The 21,313-nt window shown below is 69.6% G+C and carries 16 protein-coding genes; 7 read left to right on the forward strand and 9 right to left on the reverse strand.

Annotated features, from left to right (window positions below; translation table 11 throughout):
• Positions 1-597 precede the first annotated feature (597 nt).
• Positions 598-780, forward strand: coding sequence for a hypothetical protein (locus AB0C73_RS19240; protein WP_362531249.1), 183 nt, complete (start codon positions 598-600; stop codon positions 778-780).
• A 51-nt stretch (positions 781-831) separates the two neighbouring features.
• Here the strand turns inward: AB0C73_RS19240 and AB0C73_RS19245 are convergent, their stop codons facing one another.
• Together AB0C73_RS19245 and AB0C73_RS19250 are read right to left on the reverse strand one after the other, a co-directional pair.
• Entirely contained in the window at positions 832-1,032 is a 201-nt protein-coding gene (locus tag AB0C73_RS19245; protein WP_362531251.1) for a DUF397 domain-containing protein, read from the reverse strand.
• Positions 1,029-1,868, reverse strand: a complete 840-nt coding sequence (locus AB0C73_RS19250) for a helix-turn-helix transcriptional regulator (RefSeq protein WP_362531254.1) — start codon at positions 1,866-1,868, stop codon at positions 1,029-1,031. The genes AB0C73_RS19245 and AB0C73_RS19250 overlap by 4 nt, the downstream gene beginning before the upstream one ends.
• A 1,391-nt stretch (positions 1,869-3,259) precedes the next feature.
• Between AB0C73_RS19250 and AB0C73_RS19255 the strand changes: the two genes are divergently transcribed.
• Complete coding sequence (locus AB0C73_RS19255; protein ID WP_362531256.1) at positions 3,260-3,838, forward strand: hypothetical protein; 579 nt, start codon at positions 3,260-3,262, stop codon at positions 3,836-3,838.
• A gap of 3 nt (positions 3,839-3,841) precedes the next feature.
• Here the strand turns inward: AB0C73_RS19255 and AB0C73_RS19260 are convergent, their stop codons facing one another.
• A complete protein-coding gene (locus tag AB0C73_RS19260; protein ID WP_362531259.1) occupies positions 3,842-4,246 on the reverse strand; it encodes a hypothetical protein in 405 nt (134 codons plus the stop codon).
• A gap of 469 nt (positions 4,247-4,715) precedes the next feature.
• Here AB0C73_RS19260 and AB0C73_RS19265 point away from each other — a divergent pair, with 469 nt between their 5' ends.
• Positions 4,716-5,120 carry a hypothetical protein gene (locus tag AB0C73_RS19265; protein WP_362531262.1) on the forward strand — a complete coding sequence of 135 codons (405 nt, stop codon included), beginning with the start codon at positions 4,716-4,718 and terminating at the stop codon, positions 5,118-5,120.
• On the opposite strand, the gene AB0C73_RS19270 is transcribed toward AB0C73_RS19265, so the two are convergent.
• Positions 5,117-5,383 (reverse strand): GntR family transcriptional regulator, encoded by a 267-nt coding sequence (locus AB0C73_RS19270; RefSeq protein WP_362531264.1) that lies wholly within the window; start codon positions 5,381-5,383, stop codon positions 5,117-5,119. The genes AB0C73_RS19265 and AB0C73_RS19270 overlap by 4 nt on opposite strands.
• Positions 5,384-5,561: 178 nt before the next feature.
• Here AB0C73_RS19270 and AB0C73_RS19275 point away from each other — a divergent pair, with 178 nt between their 5' ends.
• Positions 5,562-5,951 carry a hypothetical protein gene (locus AB0C73_RS19275; RefSeq protein ID WP_362531266.1) on the forward strand — a complete coding sequence of 130 codons (390 nt, stop codon included), beginning with the start codon at positions 5,562-5,564 and terminating at the stop codon, positions 5,949-5,951.
• Positions 5,952-6,234: 283 nt separating this feature from the next.
• Here the strand turns inward: AB0C73_RS19275 and AB0C73_RS19280 are convergent, their stop codons facing one another.
• Both AB0C73_RS19280 and AB0C73_RS19285 read right to left on the reverse strand, forming a co-directional pair.
• Complete coding sequence (locus tag AB0C73_RS19280) at positions 6,235-6,582, reverse strand: VOC family protein (protein ID WP_362531268.1); 348 nt, start codon at positions 6,580-6,582, stop codon at positions 6,235-6,237.
• 45 nt (positions 6,583-6,627) lie between these two features.
• Entirely contained in the window at positions 6,628-7,347 is a 720-nt protein-coding gene (locus tag AB0C73_RS19285) for a VWA domain-containing protein (protein WP_362531524.1), read from the reverse strand.
• A 135-nt stretch (positions 7,348-7,482) separates the two neighbouring features.
• On the opposite strand from AB0C73_RS19285, the gene AB0C73_RS19290 reads away from it, so the two are divergent.
• The 3 genes from AB0C73_RS19290 to AB0C73_RS19300 are packed head-to-tail and all read left to right on the forward strand — an operon-like array spanning position 7,483 to position 13,489.
• A complete protein-coding gene (locus AB0C73_RS19290; RefSeq protein WP_362531270.1) occupies positions 7,483-12,708 on the forward strand; it encodes a caspase family protein in 5,226 nt (1,741 codons plus the stop codon).
• Positions 12,705-13,040: a hypothetical protein gene (locus AB0C73_RS19295; RefSeq protein ID WP_362531273.1), complete on the forward strand. Its 336-nt coding sequence runs from the start codon at positions 12,705-12,707 to the stop codon at positions 13,038-13,040. Before AB0C73_RS19290 ends, AB0C73_RS19295 begins: the two co-directional genes overlap by 4 nt.
• Positions 13,037-13,489, forward strand: a complete 453-nt coding sequence (locus AB0C73_RS19300; RefSeq protein WP_362531275.1) for a hypothetical protein — start codon at positions 13,037-13,039, stop codon at positions 13,487-13,489. The genes AB0C73_RS19295 and AB0C73_RS19300 overlap by 4 nt, the downstream gene beginning before the upstream one ends.
• A 130-nt stretch (positions 13,490-13,619) precedes the next feature.
• Here the strand turns inward: AB0C73_RS19300 and AB0C73_RS19305 are convergent, their stop codons facing one another.
• The 3 genes from AB0C73_RS19305 to AB0C73_RS19315 form a co-directional block, all read right to left on the reverse strand.
• A complete protein-coding gene (locus AB0C73_RS19305) occupies positions 13,620-15,080 on the reverse strand; it encodes a glutamate synthase subunit beta (protein ID WP_362531277.1) in 1,461 nt (486 codons plus the stop codon).
• Entirely contained in the window at positions 15,073-19,647 is a 4,575-nt protein-coding gene (gene gltB / locus AB0C73_RS19310; RefSeq protein WP_362531280.1) for a glutamate synthase large subunit, read from the reverse strand. Before gltB ends, AB0C73_RS19305 begins: the two co-directional genes overlap by 8 nt.
• Positions 19,648-20,232: 585 nt before the next feature.
• On the reverse strand, positions 20,233-20,961 hold the full coding sequence (locus AB0C73_RS19315; RefSeq protein WP_362531282.1) for a VIT1/CCC1 transporter family protein: 729 nt from the start codon (positions 20,959-20,961) through the stop codon (positions 20,233-20,235).
• Positions 20,962-21,313 lie beyond the last annotated feature (352 nt).

A 21,313-nucleotide genomic window follows, 5' to 3' on the forward strand; every position in this document is an offset into this window, starting at 1 on the left:
TGACCTGCACATCCCTTCACCAAACCCCCTTGCTCGTGTCTCGACCGTGACCTACTGTTGTTGGCCACACCGCAAAGGTGTTCGATTAATGGGGGTGGGCATGTCTTCCGAAGGGGCCACGATCACGACTAGCCGGGTACCGGCCGGACCCACGGCCGAACTGAGGGTGGAAGTTTTCCAAAGCGGACCCGGCGGAATCTTCTGGGAGTGGGTACCGGCTCACGACGTGCCCCCACAGCGGGTGGTCGTCTACACGGAGAGCGCCCTTGCGGCGCAGCTCGCCATGTTTGGGCCGCGCGTTGCTGGGCTCATGGAAGCGTCGCCGGAGGTGACGTGGAGGATCACGGCGCACTGTCTGACCACGGGCGCTGTGGTGGGTGAGTGGACGTGGGCCCGGTCTGGGGAGTCCGGCCGCTGGGTCCCGGCCGGCGAACTGTGGTGCGTGTGGGATGACCGCATTCGGGTGGAAGCCCTGGAACGGGCGAGCGCCCGCGCCGCGCAGACCGGGGGCGCCGCGTGATTACCGCCGTTGCCCCGACTCGCACGTTTGTCGACGGCTACGAGTCGAAGCCCGATGCCTACACCCAAGCTATGCGCATGGCTTCCGTGCTGGTGAAAGCCGGTCTGACGGAGCGGTACGGCGTGAGCGTGCACCGCATCCCCGTTTCCCGCGGTGACGAGGGGTGGGGCGTGTGGCTCACGGACCGCACTCCCGACCAGGACCCGCCCAAGGGTCTGCCTTTCCTGCCCCCGGCTCGCCGGTTCGCCCCCGCAGCATGACAAAGCCCCGCCCTACTCCCAACTCGGGGGTGGGGCGGGGCTGTTGTGCTTTCAGGCGCCGAGCTGCCCGCCCTTGACGCTCTCGATGAACGCTGCAAAGACGCCGGCGGGCACGTCCAAAACCGGGCCGCTCGGGGTCTTTGAGTCGCGGACGGGGACCACCCCGAGCGTGCGCACCAGGTTGTGGGCGACCTCCACGCAGTTGCCATCGTTGTTGCTGTGGGAGGACTTGAACCACTGCGGGTCGTTCACGGATAAGCCTTTCGTGCCTCGCGGATCATGGCCACCGATGCCGCATGCGGTAGGGCCTCGGCCTGCAACTGATGGTAGGTCTTGAGCAGCCTGATCACCGAGTCCGTGTTGCGTTCCATGTGGCCCCGGATCTGCGACTCCGCGTACGCGAGTACCGACATGTCCGGCAGGGTCAACAGGTTGAGCGGCAAGTCAAAGGCTCGATGCTCACCGATCGCGTAAGGAGCGATCTGTACAACGGAGTTGGCTTGCTCCGCAAAGGTCAGAAGCTGGTCAAGCTGCTCGGCCATGACTTCGGGTCCTCCGACCTGGCGGCGGATGCAACTCTCGTCCAGGACTATCAGCATCATCGGAGGGGTGGGGCGGACTAGGGCCGCTTGTCGCTCGGCGAGGAAGCGCACACGGCGGTCAGCACGCTCGATTGAGATAGAACCGCGACGTACGTTGCTATCCGCTAGGCACCGGGCGTACCCGGACGTCTGGATCAAGCCCGGGATGATGCCGATCTCGTACAAGCGGATCTCTACCGCTTTCCCCTCGTTGGCGACGTATTCGGGGAACCCTTCCAGGAGCGGACCCGGCCGCGTCTTCTGCCACTCGCGCTCTAGTGAGTCGACAGACCCCTTCGTGCCAAAGATCTCGTCCATCTGCACCGAGAACGGAAGGGAGGGTGGCTTCCGAGTAGTTTCAACAGCGGAAATATGCTGGCTGGAATATGCCGATCGCGCGGCCACATCCTCCTGCGTCCACCCTCGTTGATCGCGCAACCTGCGTAAAAGCGCGCCGTACGCAGCTTGCGGGCTGGACGTGGGATCCAACTCCTTACGGTTGGCCACAACTCTTCCTTCCGATCAGGCCAGTTGAAGGACTCTCGACTCTAGGTCACGCTGACGGCCCCTGGTAGTGGAAGCGCTACGGAGAGGAGCGGTCGTGCCCGAGCGCACCGAGCACCACAGCCCGCAGCCGGCATCCCTGCCCGTTCTCGGATCGTTCGTGGTCGACACCCACGAGGGACCTCGAATTGGCAGGGTGACCGCGTACGACGGCGGGTCTCTGCACCTGCGTCCCCCCGGCGGGGGAATCGAGTGGATCGCGGAGCCCCGTGACGTGCGTCCGCCCTCGGACGAGGAGTGGAACAAGATTCGGATTCTTACGACCCCGGTTCCGGCGGTTGAACGGTGAGGAAGACCTACGGGTACGTGCCGCACCGCATCCAACGAGCCCCCGACTCCGAAGCCACCGCGGCAGCACGGTGCTTGCACGACTTGTGCCCGTGGTCGGCCGAGCCGAGCACGGACGTGGGTCACGTGGACGACCAGTGCATGCAACACATGGGACTGAACACGGACCACACCCGCTTTGCCCGCACGTTCTCGGACGTAGCGGTGGTGGCGCGGGTGGAAGAAGTCACGTGAGGCTCGCCGCCGTAGCAGTGACGGTCGCCGGCTCCGCCCTGCTGCTCGCCCTCGCCGTGGCTGTGGTCAGGTGAGCCGCCAACTCTGCTGGCAGGCAGCTCAGTTCGCCGCCGGCTTCGTACTCGGCTTCCTGCTTATCGTCCGCCCCTAGTCTCCGCTCTCCCCATCTGTGGTCCCGACCAGGCGGGGAGAGCGGACCCACCCGAGAGTGATCTCATGCGCAACGAACGATTACCCGCCACAGCCTTACAACGCGGGGACCGGGTTGTCTCAGCCGATGGAACCTTGCGGGTTGTCGACCGGGTGCAGCGGCGCCGCGGCAACGCACACGTGTGGGTCCTGGTGGACTGGGTGGGCTCCGTACGAGCCCGGTCCGTGTTCCACTCGGCCAGACCAGTTCACGTACGCCGCGGGCCCGCTCCGGCCGTACCTGTCACGCTCCCTGACGGCATCCGCGTCTTGGTGCCGTGACGACGACTCCCCGTCCACACGGGCGGGGTCGTGCAGTCCTGCGAGTCCAGCCCCCGACCGGACGGACGGCTGACGAACTCCCCCTTGCGAGGAAGCCCTTAGGGAGCTCTGGGCTTTCACAGCGGCGCCGCCGGCTCCCTTCTCGGTCGGCGGTGGGGGACTTGCACACCGGGTCCCGCCCCGTTTCTCCCCGGGCGGTGGCGGGGCCCGCACATGGACTCCGCCCCTCGGTTCGGCCCCTGTCTGCGGGGAGGTCCCAAGCTGAGGGAGCGGGCAAGACCCGGTCGGCTGCGTGCCGTCCGGTACTGGAAGAACCGCGATCGAACCGAAGGAGAGTACAAGTGACGACCCTTCCCGACCCTCAGCACGTGGCCGAGCGTGCACGGGAGATTCTGACGGCCGTAGAGGCTGACCCGGAGTTCTCCGCGTTCAAGGCTGCGTCCCTCAGGTACGACGAGGATTGGACCTGTTTCAGCGGCGGACCGGTCATCCGCGAGTACGACCAGGCGACCGACGCAGCCCCGCTGTTCGTGGAGGGGCTGCGCGCCCTCTGTCTCAAGGCCGCCGTATTTGAGGCGACCGGCGACGAGCGCGCGGCGGAAATTCCCGTCGCCGTGCCCGTGGACGAGATGACGCACGCCATGATCGCTCAGCCTCAGATCCTCGCCCGCATCACGGCGCGGCTCGGAGTGCAGATCATCCACCAGACCGACCAGGAGCACACCGACTGGTCCACGGGCGACTACACCCACGAGGCGTACGCGCTCGCGTGGGGCGAGCCGCCGGCCCGGTACTGGCTCGCGCACGCGGAGGTGACTCGCCGGCTCGGCATCCTGCGCGAGCGGTACGAGGCGGCGGGCTTCCGTCGCATGGGGCTCAGCCACAGCATCACGTTCGAGCCCGAGCCGGTTCCGGCGTAGCGGCTACCCGAGGGCCTGCCGGAGCACGGTGAGCGGGTCCAGCTCGGGGAAGCGCATCCCGACCTGTTCGTGTGCCTGAGAGATCAGGTCATCGAGCAGAACGGGCGCCACGTTCCACAGCACGTCACGCAAGTACGGCACCACTTCGGAAGGGTCGGGCGGTAGGTCCAGCTCGACGGTAAGGGGTACGCCCTCGCTCTTGTAGCGACCGGCGGGCAGCCCGACCTTTTCGGGGTGGACACAGACCGGTGTTCCATCGCTCAAGTACCGGTGTCCATCGTCCTTGTTGAACGGGCATTCCGGAGTCGGGCGCTCGAACACATCGAACGCGCCAACAGCGTGGACCCGGGACGGACAGATGCCGCACGCGCGGTGGTGTACGTCGCCGTTCACGAAAGGCTCGGGCATGACCGGAGCCTAGCTTTCGCCAGCACCACAGACGCCCGTTCCGGGCCGCTTCCACACCCTCTGGGTGACAAGCGCCGGACGGGTTGCATGACCCGTTGCGGGGCCGCTGGGCTGTTCCGCAGTGGATGAGTGGTCTGCCCACGGTGCGCACCGTGCAAGACCACGCGGCGCCCCGTCCGTGCGCTACCCCCGTGGTGCATGGGCGGGGCTGTCCTGTCCGCATCCCATCCCAGGAAGACGAGCCGTGTCCCTGCCCATTCCCTACGTCGCTGCCCGTTCCAGTGATCTTCCCCCGTACTTTTCAGACCTCTGCGTGGAGGTGCCGCACTCCGGTGTGCCACACATCGCGTACATGCACCCGCGCCCGGATGATCGCGACGCCCACGGAAATTTGTGGGCACGGCTGGAGCGGGTCCCTGGTGGGCGCCCGGCTCTCGGCAGCATGGACCCGCTGCGGCAGCGTGAGTGCATGGACAACTTGCTGTGCCAGGTGTGCGCGAAGCCGGCCGAGCGGGAAGACGGCACGCTGTTCATCGAGTGGCAGCACCCCGAAGCCCCGCCGCTGCGCCTGAACAGGATTCGTACCTGTCAGCCACCCCTCTGCCCGCCGTGCGTCCGCTTGTCGCTGCAACACTGCCCGCACGTGCGCAACGAGCCGACTGCCGTTGTGCTGTGCGCCCGCTCGTCCGTGGTGAGCGGGGTCTCTGGAACCGTGTACTCCCTAGACCCGCTGTTCACGAAGTGGATCCCGTCCGATCGAGACGTGTATTCGAGTTACACCAAGCCCCGGTATCCGGGGATGCTTGCCCAACGGCTCTACCGCAAGCTGCGTGGCGTAACGGTGCGGGACCCAAACAGTCTGTCTGCGGACTAGAGCGCGTCGCCCTGGTCGTCGCCCTCGCTACCCGAGCCGGCGGCAGGGGCTACGAATGAGCCCTTCCCCCACCGCGTGATGATCAGTCCGCGATCACGCGCGATACCGATAGCCCGTCGGGCAGTCATCCGCGCCACTCCGTGACGCTCGCAGAGCTCTGCCTCTGACGAGACCGGATCACCCGGGCGCTTCCCCTTGATCTCTTCCAAGAGTGCGTCCAGCACATCCATGTACGGGGCGCGGGGGCCGCTGTTCTCGGGCATGGGGGAAGCGTAGACAAACCGCCATTCCCGAGCGACTTAGACGGGCAGATCACTTAGACAGGTAGACGACTTAGACAAGTTGGCTTAGCGTGATTCTCCGAACACAAGAAAGCCCCGGAAGACCGGTCCTACGCGGTCCGCCGGGGCGTGCCGATCAGCTATAGGGAGCTGAAACGACATGCGCGATCTTATCGCCCTCGCCTCCATCGGACTCGGGTCCATGCTCGTTCTGTGGTGCGCCCTCGCACTGAAGCCGAGCCGGCCCGGACGCCACTCCGCCGCGTTCCTCGCCGACCCGGCGGAGCCCGCCCCCGCCAATCCGTGGTCGAAGCCGTGGCCCACGCCAACCCCCGAGCACGTCCGCGCGCTCTACCGTCCGCTCCGCGGTGAAGACGTCACACTCACCCGCCCGTACTGCCGCATGGACGACACGTTGGAACTCGGCGTGATCCGCGAGCGGCGCACTGCTGCTGTCCTCGCCACGCTCGGCGTGGACTATCCGTACGGGTACCAGGGGGACCAGTTCGAAGCCGTCGCCGGTCTCGCCGCTTCGGGGGTGACCGCATGACTCGCGACGGACTCACGAACCCGCCCGCCCCTGAACTGTCTGGGGCTTGGTGCTCCGGTTGCCAGGAAGTCACGTTTGCCCCGGTCCCTGTGCGGTACATCGCACGAGCAAGCGGCCCCGGAGCCACCCTCTACGCCTGCCCCACCCACGCTGTGGAACTCGGGGCGGGACCGACCCCCGGGGACGAGCTAAACCCCCGTTAGAGGGGCACTCAGACAGCAAAACGCCCCGTGCGGCTCAACTGCCGTGCGGGGCTTCTGTGTTCTCTGACGTGCGCGTATGCTCAGAACTGGTAGTTAGATGTGTTGGGGTCGGCCATGACGACCCAGCCGGTGCCGTCCGGGCGGCGCTGGTCGTCGACGACGCTCGCGCCGAGCGCGACGACCCGCTCGACCTCCTCGTCGCGGGTCCGGTCCTGCGGCTGGAGGTCCAGGTGGATCCGGTTCTTCACGGACTTCTTCTCCGGCACCTGGATGAAGAGCAGACCGGCACCCGGCGTCTCCACGAGGGCCTCGGGGTCGCCGGGGTTGTCCTCGTCGGAAAGCTTGGCGTCGAGGACCTGGGCCCAGAAGGACCCCAGGGCGTAAGCGTCGGAACAGTCGATGGTGACGTGGCGCACAAGAGAACTCATGCGGTCACTATGGCCCGCCCCGGACGCCGCCGACCACCCGTTAAATCAGCGGACGATGCCCTGGGCGCGGGCGGCCGCCAGCCAGGCGGGGAAGTCGGCGACCAGCCGGTCGTACAGCTCCGCGTCGGGGACCGTGCGCGGGTTCCTCCCGGCGTGGAAGAACCCGGCGTTGTCGACCTGGCGCTTCTGAGGCACCGCGAGCTCGTCCAGCTTGCGCAGGAACTCGAACTGCCGGCTGTCCGGGTCGCCGAAGCCCACGAACTGCCAGAACAGCGGCAGCCGCGCCGACTTGCACACGTACCGCTCCGCCGCCGGCTTGTTGATCGGCCCGCCGTCGGTCTGGAAGACGACGAGCGCGGGCGCGTCCGTGCCGCTGTCGAGGTAGTGGTCGATGACGGCGTCCATGGCCAGGTGGTAGCTGGTCTTGCCCATGTGCCCGAGCCCGGCGACGATCCGGTCGATCCGCCCCTCGTGCTCGCCGAGCACGATGTCGGTCTCGCAGTCGACGTCGGTGGAGAAGAACACCACCGGCACCCGCCCGTCGTCGTCGAACTGCGCGGCGAGCCCGAGCACCCGGTCGGCGAGGGCCTGCACGGTGCCGTCGGCGTAGTACGGCTTCATGGAGCCGGAGTAGTCGACGACCAGGTACACGGCGACCCGCTGCCCGTCGATCCCGTGCCTCCGGACCGAGTCCCCCGCCTCCTTGTACAGACTCACCAGCGCGGGCGCGCGCTCCTCGACCTTGCGCAGACTCAGGGCCACGATCGGCCCCCCTCCCTTGTCGCGTACCGGCTGCCGAGGCTACAGAACGAAGCCCGAACACACACCGCAGGAGCGGGTGGTGGGGAATCATGTACGTCTCGGGGCAGCGGACAACGGAAGCCGGGGGTACAGGTGAGCATGACGACGGGCGCGTCCCGGGACACGGCCGCGGGAACTCACGGAGGGACGGGCACGGGGCGAAGGCGGGCGCTGCTCATCGGCGTGGGGCGCACCGAGTTCCTGGAGCGGGACCCCGTCCTCGCCGCCCGCTTTCCCCGGCTCGACTTCGTCGACCGCGACATCGAGCTCGTCGGCACCGCGCTCGCCGACTCCGACTACAAGGTCGACACTCTGCATCCCGGGCACCCGCAGCCGGAGCGGCGCGACACGCGTGCCGGCGCAATCGTGTTCGCCATCGAGGAGTTCCTGCGTTCCTGCTCACCCGGGGACACCGCCTTCCTCTATCTGTCCTGCCACGGTGTCTCCGTGGACGGCCGCGACTTCCTCCTCGCCTCCGACGCCCGGGCCCGTCCCGACGGCTCGTTCCTCGCGCAGACCGTCCTCGAAACCGCACCTGATGTCCTGCTGGGCCCGGAGCCGGTTCCCGACGGTGTCACGGTCGTCGTCTGCCTCGACATGTGCCGCACCAGGCAGCCCACCCTGCCCGCGCAGCGGAGCCTCACGCGTCTCGTGGACTCGGCGTACGAGAACGTCGCCTGGCTGCGCAGCAGTGGCCGTGGCGAGCCCGCATACGCCGACCCCGAGAAGGGCAGTTACTTCGGGATCGCGCTGTCCGAGGCGCTCTCCCCCGCCAGTCCCCCACGGACCTTCCAGGAACTCCACGCGTTCGTCCACAACCGCGTCGGACGGCTCACCGCCCACCTGACGGAGCCGCCGCCGACCGTCGAGTTCCAGTGTGCCGAGGAGCGCGCCGCCGCGCTGGTGCTGTGCCGGGGCTCCCAGGAGACCCTGCGCTGGACCCGGGCCGTCGCCGGCTCGGCGCTGTGGGCCCACACCTCAGGCGGTGCCGCGGTGCACCAGCGGGTCAAGGACCGGCTCGACGAACTGGCCCGGGAAGTCGCCAAGAGCCGCCTGGGGACGGGCTCGGCCCTCGACACCCCCTGGAACGACTCGGACTACCCGGTCCGCGTCATGTCCCGGCTCGGCCGGCTCGTCGAAGCCGCCGGCCTCACCGAACGCGAACGCCTCTCCCCCGCCGAGACCGCCGCTCTGCTCGCCGCCCCGCTGCTGCACGAGGGCGTGGTGGCGGTGGCACTGAGCGAGCTGGCGGCGCTGCGGCCGGACCGGCTGGACCGGCAGGAGGACGGGCGCGGGCGGAAGATCGCCACACCGCACGACCAGTTGGTGTGCGATGCCGCGCGGGACGTCTTCCGGGCGCATTCGCAGGTCGCACTCGCGGCGGAGACCCTGCGCCGCCGAAAGCTGCGCGAGGCGGCGACGGCCGCGGACCACTGGCTGCGCCATCGCTTCATCGCCGACTGGGACCGGCTCTGGGACCACACAGGCGACTATCCGGCCGTGGACCACCTGATCGGCATGGTGGTGGCGGCCGTCGCGGCGGGCGCCGAGGGCGACCCGCCCCCTTCCTCGTCGCAGGCCCACGACCTCGTCGACCGCCAGGTGCGGCAGGTCCTGCCCCACATGACGGTCGCCCCGGGCAGCAGCCCCCGGATCAACCACACGTCGGAGTCGGCGTGGCGGGACTACCGCGCGGTACGGGGCAACACCTGGCGCGGCCGTGACCTCGCGACCCTGCTGTGGCTGGCCGCGCTGCTCGCCCCGGACCCGCGCCGGATGTCCAGCGTCCTCGTCGACCACCTCGGCGCGCACCGTCCGCTCGCCCCCGCCGACGTGGTCGCCGCCCTCGCCCACTTCGACCTGGAGCCGACCGACCGGGACGAGGAGCCGGGCGCCGGTTCGTCGTACGGTCTCGCCGTCGTCCTCGCCTGCCCCCACCCCGCGCTGCATGCCGCCGTGGAAGAGCTGGCCGGCGTCGCGGACGCCTCCGTGCGAGCCCTCCGGCAGAGCTGGAAGGAGGACGACAGGACCGCCCCGGCGCTGCTGCGCGGCATCCCGCGGAAGGTGACGACCGAGTTCCTGAAGCCCCTCGACGACCGCTACACGGAGCCGCTGGAGCGCTTCCGTCTCGCCGAGGACGAGATCCGGCCCCTGCTGATGGGCACCCAGCTGTACGGCGACCGGATGCTCGCCGTCCGCGAGCTCTACCAGAACGCCCTGGACGCCTGCCGCCACCGGCAGCTGCGCACCCGCTACGGCCACGCGGTCGGCGAGTGCGGTGCGTCGGACAGCGAGCCGGAGATCTCCTTCGTCCAGGGCTACGACGAGCAGAACCGTCCGTACATCGAATGCCGGGACACCGGCACCGGGATGAGCCGCAAAAAGCTCACCTCGATGTTCGCCCGGGCGGGCAAGCGGTACGAGCAAGACCCGGATTTCGTTCAGGAACGCCGCAACTGGCGGCGCGCCGGCATCGATCCGATCCCGTTCAACAGCCGTTTCGGCATCGGCGTCTTCAGCTATTTCATGCTCGCCGAGGAGGTCGTCGTCACCACCAGCACCATCGACTTCCACGGCAACCCGTCCCGGACGGAGGCCCCGCTGCAGGCCACCATCCAGTCCGGCTCGGGCCTCCTGGAGATCCGCGAGACCCGGAACGCCCCGGAGCGGGGCGGCACCGTCGTGCGTCTGTACCTGAGCGCGGACGCGGACGGTGAGGCGCCCCCGTCGCTGGTGGAGACGCTGCGGAAGCTGCTGTGGGTGAGCGACCACCGGGTGACGGCCGTGGAACGGGACCAGGCGGGTGACCGGATCCGCTTTGAGGAATGGACGCCGGGCGAGCTCAAGGCCTCGGTGGACTGGCCGACCGAGCCTGCCAGGGCGACGACCGCAGACACGGACGACGTCTGGATCGTCCAGGGCACGGGCCAGCTCCTGCTCGACGGCCTTGTGGTCAAGAACGCGCCGACCGTCCACGGCTATGTCTTCAACCTGCGGGAACGGGACCAACCGGTGCCCACCGTGGACCGCAACGGACTGCTCCGCTACGACAAGGAGGGCGTGGAGCGCAGGCTCCTCACCGCGGTGCCGGAGGCGATGGCCTCGTTCAAGGAGGTGTCGCTGCGCTGGCTGTGGGACCTCGCGCGCACCGAGCCGAAGCTGGCCGTCGAGGCGTTCGACGCGCTCGACGAGCAGGCGGTGGGCGTCCTGCACGTGACGCACGCGGAGTTCAGCCTGGCCTCCTCGTCCTTCCCCCTGCGCACGGTCGGGTGTCTCCCTATCGACAGTGACGGAATCCAGCGCTTCATGTTCCAACAACCCCTGGGCGATGCGCGGCTGCACGAGAGCGAGCTCTTGGAGCGGTGGCGAAACTCCCTCCTCGGAGTCCTCGGTGACAAGCGCGACCCGTTCACTCCCCTCGGATACCCCGCGCCTCTCGGGCTCGCGGCACTGCTCTTCCAGCACCGTGTACCCGAAGGGTCCTGGACCGAGCCGCTACGGGCGGCCGCGCTCACGGGACAGTCCCTCGCGGTGGCCGTACGCGCCCAACGGCGCTTCGCCATCACCGGGGTATGGGTGCCCGCGGTCACGGACGTACGGTCGCTGAGAGACATCGAACCAACCGTGATCATGGCGGATCTCTTCCGGATGTACGACGACGCCCGTCCCGATCCCGTGTCGGACGCATCGCACCCGGCCCGCTTCGCCCCCCTTCTTCCTGTCGCGGCGGCCCATGAGATCCCTCTCGTCGAAGCCGTCGCCGCGGCGGGGGAACTGACACGGGGTGTACCCGTACCGGGCTGGGAGGACCTGCCCCAGGTCCCCCAAGGTGTCGTCACGGAGACCGAGACCGCGGAACTCGCCGCTCCGGTGAGCTGCGTCAACGAGGAGAAGGGACACGTCTGGCATGAGGGTGCCGTTCACGCGGTCGACCTCCTGGTCCGGGCCCCCTCCGTCGAACAGCGCGAGCGGTTGGCCGCACGGATCGACGATCTGCGGGAACTCGGCTTCTCCATGGCCCCGGGAATCTCCGCGGCGACACTCGGCCACCGGGCCCTCACAGGTGACGAGCGCCGGCTCCTGTCCCGCGACCTGGACGGTGAACGACCGTGGGTCACGCACGACCTGACGATGCTCGGCGTGCTCGAGCGGTCCGCAGAGATGAAGATCCCGATCGGCGGTGTGGTGGAGCGGATCAACAACCTCACCGCCGCCACCGGCGTGTCGGCACCGCCGGTTCCCGAAGAGACCGCCACCTGGATCGCTCCTTACTGGGTCACCCATCTCCTCCCCTGGCCGACCGAGGAACAGGGCCCGTTCAAACCTTGGCGTCTCGCTGCCGCGCTGCGCCACGCCGCGTCCGAAGGCGGTCTCCCCGCACTACGCCAAGATCTACGGTGCCTCGACGCGTGTGGCGTCCTCGCCCCGGGCTGTCTTGAGCTCGTCGAGGCGCACATCGAGCAGCTGGCCTCCCCTGCCCCCGTGCTCGCCGCCCTGCTCGACATCGTTCATACAAGGTCGTCTTACGGGAACGGACGGTGGGACCTCGACGCTTCCGGTCTGTGCGTGGAACCACTCGCCCACCTCGCAGCCCGTCAGAGGACCACACTGGGGGTCCAGATCGAGCGCCTGGAGAAGCTCGACCTGCCCCTGCCTCTGAACGTGGCCGACATCCCCGAGACGCTCCGCTCGCTGGCACCAGACCTCGATCTCAAGCTGCTGTTCGAGGAGGGAGTCGGCCACAGAATGGCCTTCCGTGCTGCTCTCACCCCGCAGCTTCTCCTCCTCAGCGCCAGACACCCACGCAGAACTCTCGGCACGGCCGTCCGCAGTGCCCTCGCCTTCCGCCCCGCCGGCGGCCCCGCCCTCCCCGGCCCCTTCACCGGCCCCGACGCCGAGGCCCTGGAGGACTTCGTCCCCGACGACTTCGACCTCGCGGCCTTCGACCCCGGCCTCCTCGGCCCCGGCGTTCTCGGCCCCCTCGAGCTCGTCCTCGTCGCGGGCCGGTTCGGCTGGACGCTGGGGAAGGCGTACGAGCGGTACGCGCCGTTCCGCTGCCTCGGGCTGCACGTCACCGTCTCGCCGCCCGACGAGACCGAGCAGGCCATCGTGCCGGACTGGCGGGATGTCATCGTGCTCACCACCCAGCTGACCGGCAGGGCCCCCGCCGTCACCGGAACCGTCGACCCCGACCACATCGTGCTGTGCTCCGAGGAGACCGACCTCACCGAGCCCGAGGTGCTCGGCCGGCTCCAGCGCTACGCCCGGCTCTTCTCCCTCGACCTGCCGACGACGACCACGCCCACCGGAGGCCCGCGATCATGAGTTCCCCCGTGCCGTACAGCGCCGTGAACAAATCCCCGGCCGAGGCCAGCACCCGGTTCCTCTGGGAGCTGCGCCGCCAGGGCGACTGGTCGTACGAGGTGACGGGCGAGTGCCCCGGCTGCCGGTGCCCGATGACCAAGTCCTGGCCGTACGGTCAGCCCGTGACCACCAAGGGGCCGTTCCGGCGTCGGGAGCGGCCCGATGACGACGACGGCCCGTGGTTCACCAAGTGCACCTGCTCGACCTGGCACGTGAACCGGCCGGACGGGGTCGAGGAGGGATGCGGGGTCGGGTTCTACATCGCGTTTCCGCCCCAGGGGCTGCCGCGGTGAGCGAGTTCAGTCCCGCGGAACTCAGGGACGCCGACGACCGGGCGAAGGAGATGGCCTCCCCGCCGCAGCAGCTCAAGGCCGCCCTCCAGCAGGCGGAGGGCTACCGCAACTTCCTCGCCACCCTCACGGGCCTGCTCACCGTCATCTTCGTCCTCAAAGGGCAGGAGAATCTCAGCAAGCTGACATCGGGACCCCGATGGACGGTGATCGGGCTGCTCTGCGGAGCGTTCCTCCTCCTGGTCACGGCGTCCTGGATGATGGTGTCCGCCGTCCACGAACGCCCGGGGCGGCTCCGGTCGCTCGGGGCCGTACAGATCCTCAGGTACGAGCGGGACCGCGCCCGTACCGTACGGCGCATGACCGGCTGGGCCCGCTGGCTCGGGCTGGTCGCCGTCCTGGCGGTGGCGGCCGCCTCCCTGATCACCTGGATCATCCCGAGCCTGCCCTGACACGTCCCGGAAGCGCGCCGCGGCGCCCTACCCAGTCGTCCGGTCGGGGACATTCGGGGGGCGCCGCGCTCAGTTCCGTACGTCGTTGTACGGGACGTCCAAGGGGTGATCCGGCGGATCGGACCGTCGATCAGACCGTCAGGGAACGGTCCGTCGGGCGGATCGGGGCCGGCAGGGAGCTGGCACCCGCGAGGTGGCGGTCGACGCCGCGGGCGGCCGAGCGGCCCTCCGCGATGGCCCACACGATCAGGGACTGACCGCGGCCCGCGTCACCGGCGACGAAGACACCATCGACATTGGTGGCGAAGTCCGCGTCACGGGCGATGTTACCCCGCTCGTCGAGGTCCAGACCAAACTGCGCGACCAGACCGTTCTCGACGTCGGTGCCGGTGAAGCCCATCGCGAGGGTGACCAGCTGGGCCGGGATCTTCCGCTCCGTGCCCGGCTTCTGGGTCAGCCTGCCGTCGACGAACTCGACCTCGACGAGGTGCAGGAACTGCACGTTGCCGTCCTCGTCGCCCTCGAAGTGGGTGGTGGAGACGGAGTAGACCCGCTCACCGCCCTCCTCGTGCGCCGAGGTGACCTTGTAGAGCATGGGGAAGGTCGGCCAGGGCTGGTTGGCGTTCCGCTCCTCGCCCGGCTTCGGCATGATCTCCAGCTGCGTGACCGAGGCCGCGCCCTGGCGGTGCGCCGTACCGACGCAGTCCGCGCCGGTGTCGCCGCCGCCGATGACCACGACGTGCTTGCCCTCGGCGGAGATCGGGGCGGTGACGAAGTCGCCCTCCTGCACCTTGTTGGCGAGGGGCAGGTACTCCATCGCCTGGTACACGCCCTTCAGCTCCCGGCCCGGGACGGGCAGGTCGCGGGCGGTGGTGGCGCCGGCGGCGACCACGACGGCGTCGAAACGCTTGCGCAGGTCGGTCGCCGTGATGTCACGGCCGACCTCGACGCCGGTGCGGAACTTGGTGCCCTCCGCGCGCATCTGCTCGACGCGGCGGTTGATGTGCCGCTTCTCCATCTTGAACTCGGGGATGCCGTAGCGCAGCAGACCGCCGATGCGGTCGGCCCGCTCGTACACGACCACCGTGTGGCCGGCCCGGGTCAGCTGCTGGGCGGCGGCGAGACCCGAGGGGCCCGAGCCGATCACGGCGACCGTCTTGCCGGACAGGCGCTCGGGCACCTGCGGACGGACGTCGCCGCCGTCCCACGCCTTGTCGATGATCGAGACCTCGACGTTCTTGATGGTGACGGGCGCCTGGTTGATGCCGAGCACACACGCCGACTCGCACGGAGCCGGGCACAGGCGGCCGGTGAACTCCGGGAAGTTGTTGGTGGCGTGCAGCCGCTCCGACGCCGCCGCCCAGTCCTCGCGGTAGGCGTAGTCGTTCCACTCGGGGATCAGGTTCCCCAGCGGGCAGCCGTTGTGGCAGAACGGGATGCCGCAGTCCATGCAGCGGCCGGCCTGCTTGCCGATGATCGGCAGCAGGGAGCCGGGGACGTAGACCTCGTTCCAGTCCTTGACGCGCTCGGCCACGGGCCGGGTCCGGGCGACCTCGCGGCCGGTGGTGAGAAAGCCCTTCGGGTCAGCCATGGGTCGCCGCCTCCATCATCTTCTCGGTGGTCTCGGCCTCGGAGAGGCCGGCGAGCTCAGCGGCGTCCTTGGCGGCGAGCACTGCCTTGTACGTGGTGGGGATGATCTTGCTGAAGCGGGCGGCGGCCGCGTCCCAGTCGGCGAGCAGCTTCTCGGCGACCGTGGAGCCGGTCTCCTCCTGGTGGCGGCGCACGACGTCGTGCAGCCACTCCTTGTCCGTGTCGGACAGGGCCTCGACGGCGCCGAGGTTGCCGGAGTTGACGTTGTCCCGGTTCAGGTCAATCACATAGGCGACACCGCCGGACATGCCCGCCGCGAAGTTGCGGCCGGTCTCGCCCAGGACGACCGCCTGGCCACCGGTCATGTACTCGCAGCCGTGGTCGCCCACGCCCTCCGAGACGACCAGGGCGCCGGAGTTGCGGACGCAGAAGCGCTCGCCGGTGCGGCCGCGCAGGAACAGCTCGCCGCCGGTGGCCCCGTACGCGAGGGTGTTGCCCGCGATGGTGGAGTACTCGGCCAGGTGGTCGGCGCCGCGGTCCGGGCGGACGATCACGCGGCCGCCGGACAGGCCCTTGGCGACGTAGTCGTTGGCGTCGCCCTCCAGGCGCAGGGTGACACCGGCCGGCAGGAAGGCGCCGAAGGACTGGCCCGCGGAGCCGGTGAAGGTGATGTCGACGGTGTCGGCCGGCAGACCGGCGCCGCCGAAGCGCTTGGTCACCTGGTGGCCGAGCATGGTGCCGACGGTCCGGTTGATGTTGCGGATCGGGACCTGGGCGCGGACCGGCTGGGCCTCCTCGGCGGAGGCCGCGTTCAGGGCCTCGGCGGCGAGCTCGATCAGCTCGTTGTCGAGGGCCTTCTCCAGGCCGTGGTCCTGCTCGACCAGGGCGTGGCGGACCGCGCCGTCGGGCAGCGCCGGGACGTGGAACAGCGGCTCCAGGTCCAGGCCCTGCGCCTTCCAGTGCGAGACCGCGCGGCTGGTGTCGAGCAGCTCGGCGTGGCCGACCGCCTCCTCCAGGGTGCGGAAGCCCAGCTCGGCGAGGAGCTCGCGGACCTCCTCGGCGATGAACTGGAAGAAGTTGACGATGTACTCGGCCTTGCCGGAGAAGCGCTCGCGCAGCACCGGGTTCTGGGTGGCGATGCCGACCGGGCAGGTGTCCAGGTGGCAGACGCGCATCATGACGCAGCCGGAGACGACGAGCGGCGCGGTCGCGAAACCGAACTCCTCGGCGCCGAGCAGCGCGGCGATGACGACGTCGCGGCCGGTCTTCAGCTGGCCGTCGGTCTGCACGACGATACGGTCGCGCAGGCCGTTGAGCAGCAGGGTCTGCTGGGTCTCGGCGAGGCCGAGCTCCCAGGGGCCGCCCGCGTGCTTCAGGGAGGTCAGCGGGGAGGCACCCGTACCGCCGTCGTGGCCGGAGATGAGCACGACGTCCGCGTGGGCCTTGGAGACACCCGCGGCCACGGTCCCGACGCCGACCTCGGACACCAGCTTCACGTGGATGCGGGCGGCCGGGTTGGCGTTCTTGAGGTCGTGGATCAGCTGGGCCAGGTCCTCGATGGAGTAGATGTCGTGGTGCGGCGGCGGGGAGATCAGGCCGACGCCGGGCGTCGAGTGACGCGTCTTGGCGACCCAGGGGTAGACCTTGTGGCCGGGCAGCTGGCCGCCCTCGCCGGGCTTGGCGCCCTGGGCCATCTTGATCTGGATGTCGTCCGCGTTGACCAGGTATTCGCTGGTGACGCCGAAGCGGCCGGAGGCGACCTGCTTGATCGCGGAGCGGCGCGCCGGGTCGTAGAGGCGGTCCGGGTCCTCGCCGCCCTCACCGGTGTTGGACTTGCCGCCCAGCTGGTTCATGGCGATGGCGAGGGTCTCGTGGGCCTCGCGCGAGATGGAGCCGTAGGACATGGCGCCGGTGGAGAAGCGCTTGACGATCTCGGAGACCGGCTCGACCTCGTCGATGGAGATCGGCGTACGGCCCTCGGTGGCGAAGCCGAACAGGCCGCGGAGCGTCATCAGGCGCTCGGACTGCTCGTTCACCCGGTCCGTGTACTTCTTGAAGATGTCGTACCGCTTGCCGCGCGTGGCGTGCTGCAGGCGGAAGATCGTCTCCGGGTCGAAGAGGTGCGGCTCGCCCTCGCGGCGCCACTGGTACTCGCCGCCGATCTCCAGGGCGCGGTGCGCCGAGGGGATGCCGGTGGCGGGGTACGCCTTGGCGTGGCGGGCGGCGACCTCCTTGGCGACCACGTCGAGGCCGGCGCCGCCGATCTTGGTGGCGGTGCCGTTGAAGTACTTCTCGACGAAGGCGGTGTCGAGGCCGACGGCCTCGAAGACCTGGGCGCCGCGGTAGGAGGCGACGGTGGAGATGCCCATCTTGGACATGACCTTGAGGACGCCCTTGCCGAGGGCGTAGATCAGGTTCCGGATGGCCTGCTCGGGCTCGACGTCCTGGATGAACGTGCCGGCGCCGGCCAGGTCCTCGACGGACTCCATGGCCAGGTACGGGTTGACCGCGGCGGCGCCGTAGCCGATCAGCAGGGCCACGTGGTGGACCTCGCGGACGTCACCGGCCTCGACGAGCAGACCCACCTTGGTGCGCTGCTTGGTGCGGATGAGGTGGTGGTGGACGGCCGCGGTGAGCAGCAGCGACGGGATCGGCGCCTGCTCGGCGTCGGAGTGCCGGTCGGACAGGACGATCAGGCGGGCGCCGCCCTCGATCGCCGCGTCGGTCTCGGCGCAGATCTCCTCGATGCGGGCGGCGAGCGCGTCGCCGCCGCCGGAGACCCGGTAGAGGCCGGAGAGGGTCACGGCCTTCATGCCGGGCATGTCGCCGTCGGCGTTGATGTGGATGAGCTTGGCCAGCTCGTCGTTGTCGATCACCGGGAAGGGCAGGGTGACCGAGCGGCAGGAGGCCGCGGTCGGGTCGAGCAGGTTGCTGCCCGGGCCGAGCGACGAACGCAGCGAGGTGACCAGCTCTTCGCGGATGGCGTCCAGCGGAGGGTTGGTGACCTGTGCGAACAGCTGGGTGAAGTAGTCGAAGAGCAGCCGGGGGCGCTCGGACAGGGCCGCGATCGGCGAGTCCGTGCCCATGGAGCCGATCGGCTCGGCGCCGGTGCGGGCCATCGGGGCGAGGATGACGCGGAGCTCTTCCTCGGTGTAGCCGAAGGTCTGCTGGCGGCGGGTGACCGAGGCGTGGGTGTGCACGATGTGCTCGCGCTCGGGGAGGTCGGAGAGCTCGATCTCGCCGGTCTCCAGCCACTCCGCGTACGGCTGCTCGGCGGCGAGGGCGGCCTTGATCTCGTCGTCCTCGATGATGCGGTGTTCGGCGGTGTCGACGAGGAACATCTTGCCGGGCTGCAGGCGGCCCTTGCGGACGACCTTCGCGGGGTCGATGTCGAGGACGCCGACCTCGGAGGAGAGCACGACGAGGCCCTCGTCGGTGACCCAGTAGCGGCCGGGGCGCAGACCGTTGCGGTCGAGGACCGCGCCGACCTGGGTGCCGTCGGTGAAGGTGACGCAGGCCGGGCCGTCCCAGGGCTCCATCAGGGTGGAGTGGTACTGGTAGAAGGCGCGGCGGGCCGGGTCCATGGAGTCGTGGTTCTCCCACGCCTCGGGGACCATCATGAGGACCGCGTGCGGCAGCGAGCGGCCGCCGAGGTGGAGCAGCTCCAGGACCTCGTCGAAGGAGGCGGAGTCGGAGGCGTCCGGGGTGCAGACCGGGAAGATCCGCTCGATGCCCTTGCCGTCCGGGCCGGTGCCGAAGACGTCGCCGGCGAGCTGGGCCTCGCGGGCGGTCATCCAGTTGCGGTTGCCCTTGACCGTGTTGATCTCGCCGTTGTGCGCGACGAAGCGGTACGGGTGGGCGAGCGGCCAGCTCGGGAAGGTGTTGGTGGAGAACCGGGAGTGGACCAGGGCCACGGCGGTGGCGCAGCGGCGGTCCGACAGGTCCGGGAAGAAGGGCTCCAGCTGGCCGGTGGTCAGCATGCCCTTGTAGACGATGGTGCGGGCGGAGAGCGACGGGAAGTACGTCCCGGCCTCGCGCTCGGCGCGCTTGCGCAGGACGAAGGCCTTGCGGTCGAGCGCGATGCCACTGGTCGTGTGGTCCGCCACGAACAGCTGGCGGAAGACCGGCATGGTCGAGCGGGCGGTGGCGCCGAGCAGGTCGGGGGCGACGGGGACCTCGCGCCAGCCGAGGACGTCCAGGCCCTCCTCGGACGCGATCGTCTCGATCTGCGAGACGGCCTGTGCGGAGCCGTCGGCGGGGAGGAAGGCGATGCCGACGGCGTACGCGCCTGCGGCGGGAAGCTCGAACCCGGCGACCTCGCGGAGGAAGGCGTCCGGGACCTGGAGCAGGATGCCGGCTCCGTCACCGGAGTCGGGCTCGGAGCCGGTGGCGCCGCGGTGCTCGAGGTTGCGCAGTACGGTCAGCGCCTGCTCGACCAGCTCGTGGCTGGCAACACCGGTGAGGGTGGCCACGAACCCGACACCGCAGGCGTCGTGTTCGTTACGGGGGTCGTACAGCCCCTGGGGGGCGGGGCGACCGTCCATGGGCGACCAGGCGTCGGAACGCATCGGCTCTCCCGTCGTCGTCGTGGCATATGCAACAGCCGAGGGACGACGTTGGCCCTCCGCGAAATTTCGTGCAGGTTACATGATGGCTGGCTTCTCGGAAAGCGGATAGCTCATTCCAGCATGCGGACACCGCCGATACGGGCGGTGGCGGGTGGTTCAGCTGTGAGGTACGGGAACTGCGGCGTTCCCGTGGGGGACGGATCGAGGATTCCGAAGTGTTTCGGACCCATGACCGATCCGTCGCAGAGCGGGCCTCATTGCCCGCGGCGCTTGTGCCTCATGCCCGCCGAACGGAACTTCGAAACCGTCCGGTAACCGGCTAGATATGCGGCGCTCTGCATAGTGTCTCACCGAAACGGCGGATCCGCCCAGGGAGATACGTCACAGCGACGGAAAGCCGTGGCGGGCTGTGGGGGGCCGTGGGGGCATCGTGGCGGATTCCGCGGGCATACGGAAGCCCCCGCGGGTGCGGGGGCCCGGGGGCGGGGCGAGAGGCGCGGGCGCGGGGGCCTGGGGGCGCGGGTGTGAGGGCGGAGGCCCGGGGGCGCCGGTGCGCCGCGGGGGCGTGGAGCCGTTCTCGTACGGCTAGAGCGCCGCTCCGAAGAGCATGCCGAGTCCGTACGTCACGGCCGCGGCGGCACCGCCGAGGACGAGCTGACGCAGGCCGCTGTACCACCAGCTGCGGGCGGTCACCCGGGCGACCAGCGCGCCGCAGGCGAAGAGCCCGAGGAGCGCGAGCAGCACGGCCGGCCAGAGCGCGGTGGCGCCGAGCAGGTACGGGAGGACGGGCAGGACGGCACCGAGGGCGAACGCGCCGAACGAGGACAGCGCGGCGACGGCCGGCGACGGCAGCTCGTCGGGGTCGATGCCCAGCTCCTCGCGGGCGTGGATCTCGAGCGCCTGCTCCGGGTCCTTCGACAGCTGCATCGCGACCTCGCGGGCGAGCGCGGGCTCGACGCCTCGGGAGACGTAGAGCGCGGCCAGCTCCTCCATCTCGTCGATCGGGTGCTTGCGCAACTGGCGCCGCTCGACGTCCAGTTCGGCCTGGACCAGCTCGCGCTGCGAGGCGACGGAGGTGTACTCGCCGGCGGCCATCGAGAAGGCGCCCGCGGCGAGTCCGGCGAGTCCGGTGATGACGATGGTCTGCGAGGAGACCGCGCCGCCGGCCACACCGGTCATGAGCGCCAGGTTGGAGACGAGTCCGTCCATCGCGCCGAAGACCGCGGGGCGCAGCCAGCCGCCGTTGACGTCGCGGTGGGTGTGGTTGTCGCGGTGGGCCTCGTGGAGCGGCGCGGCGGCCTCGATGATGGACATGCTTCTCCCCTGTGTTCGCTGCGGGTTCGGCACTCCCGCCCCCTTCGACGTCTTCGAAAGTACGCCGTATGTAAGGGGCGCGCCAGCAAGGTAGGCCGTACTTACTAAGGCTGACCTTGCTGTTCGCGCGGGGGGCTGAGGGGATGGCGAGGTGTCTGACACGCCGTCACCCGGGTGACAGAAACGTTTCCGTGAGCGGTCGGGGCCGTCACGTGGCAGGGATGGGAGGGAGCGCGAAAGGGGTACGGAATGACCGGCGACGCGACTGTCACGGCGGGGGCGGCGAGAACGGCGGGCGGGGTACGCGAACGGACGGCGCAAGGGGCGGCGCAGGGCGCGGCACAAGGGGCGG

This window comes from Streptomyces sp. NPDC048623, assembly GCF_040650755.1.
Lineage (GTDB): Bacteria > Actinomycetota > Actinomycetes > Streptomycetales > Streptomycetaceae > Streptomyces.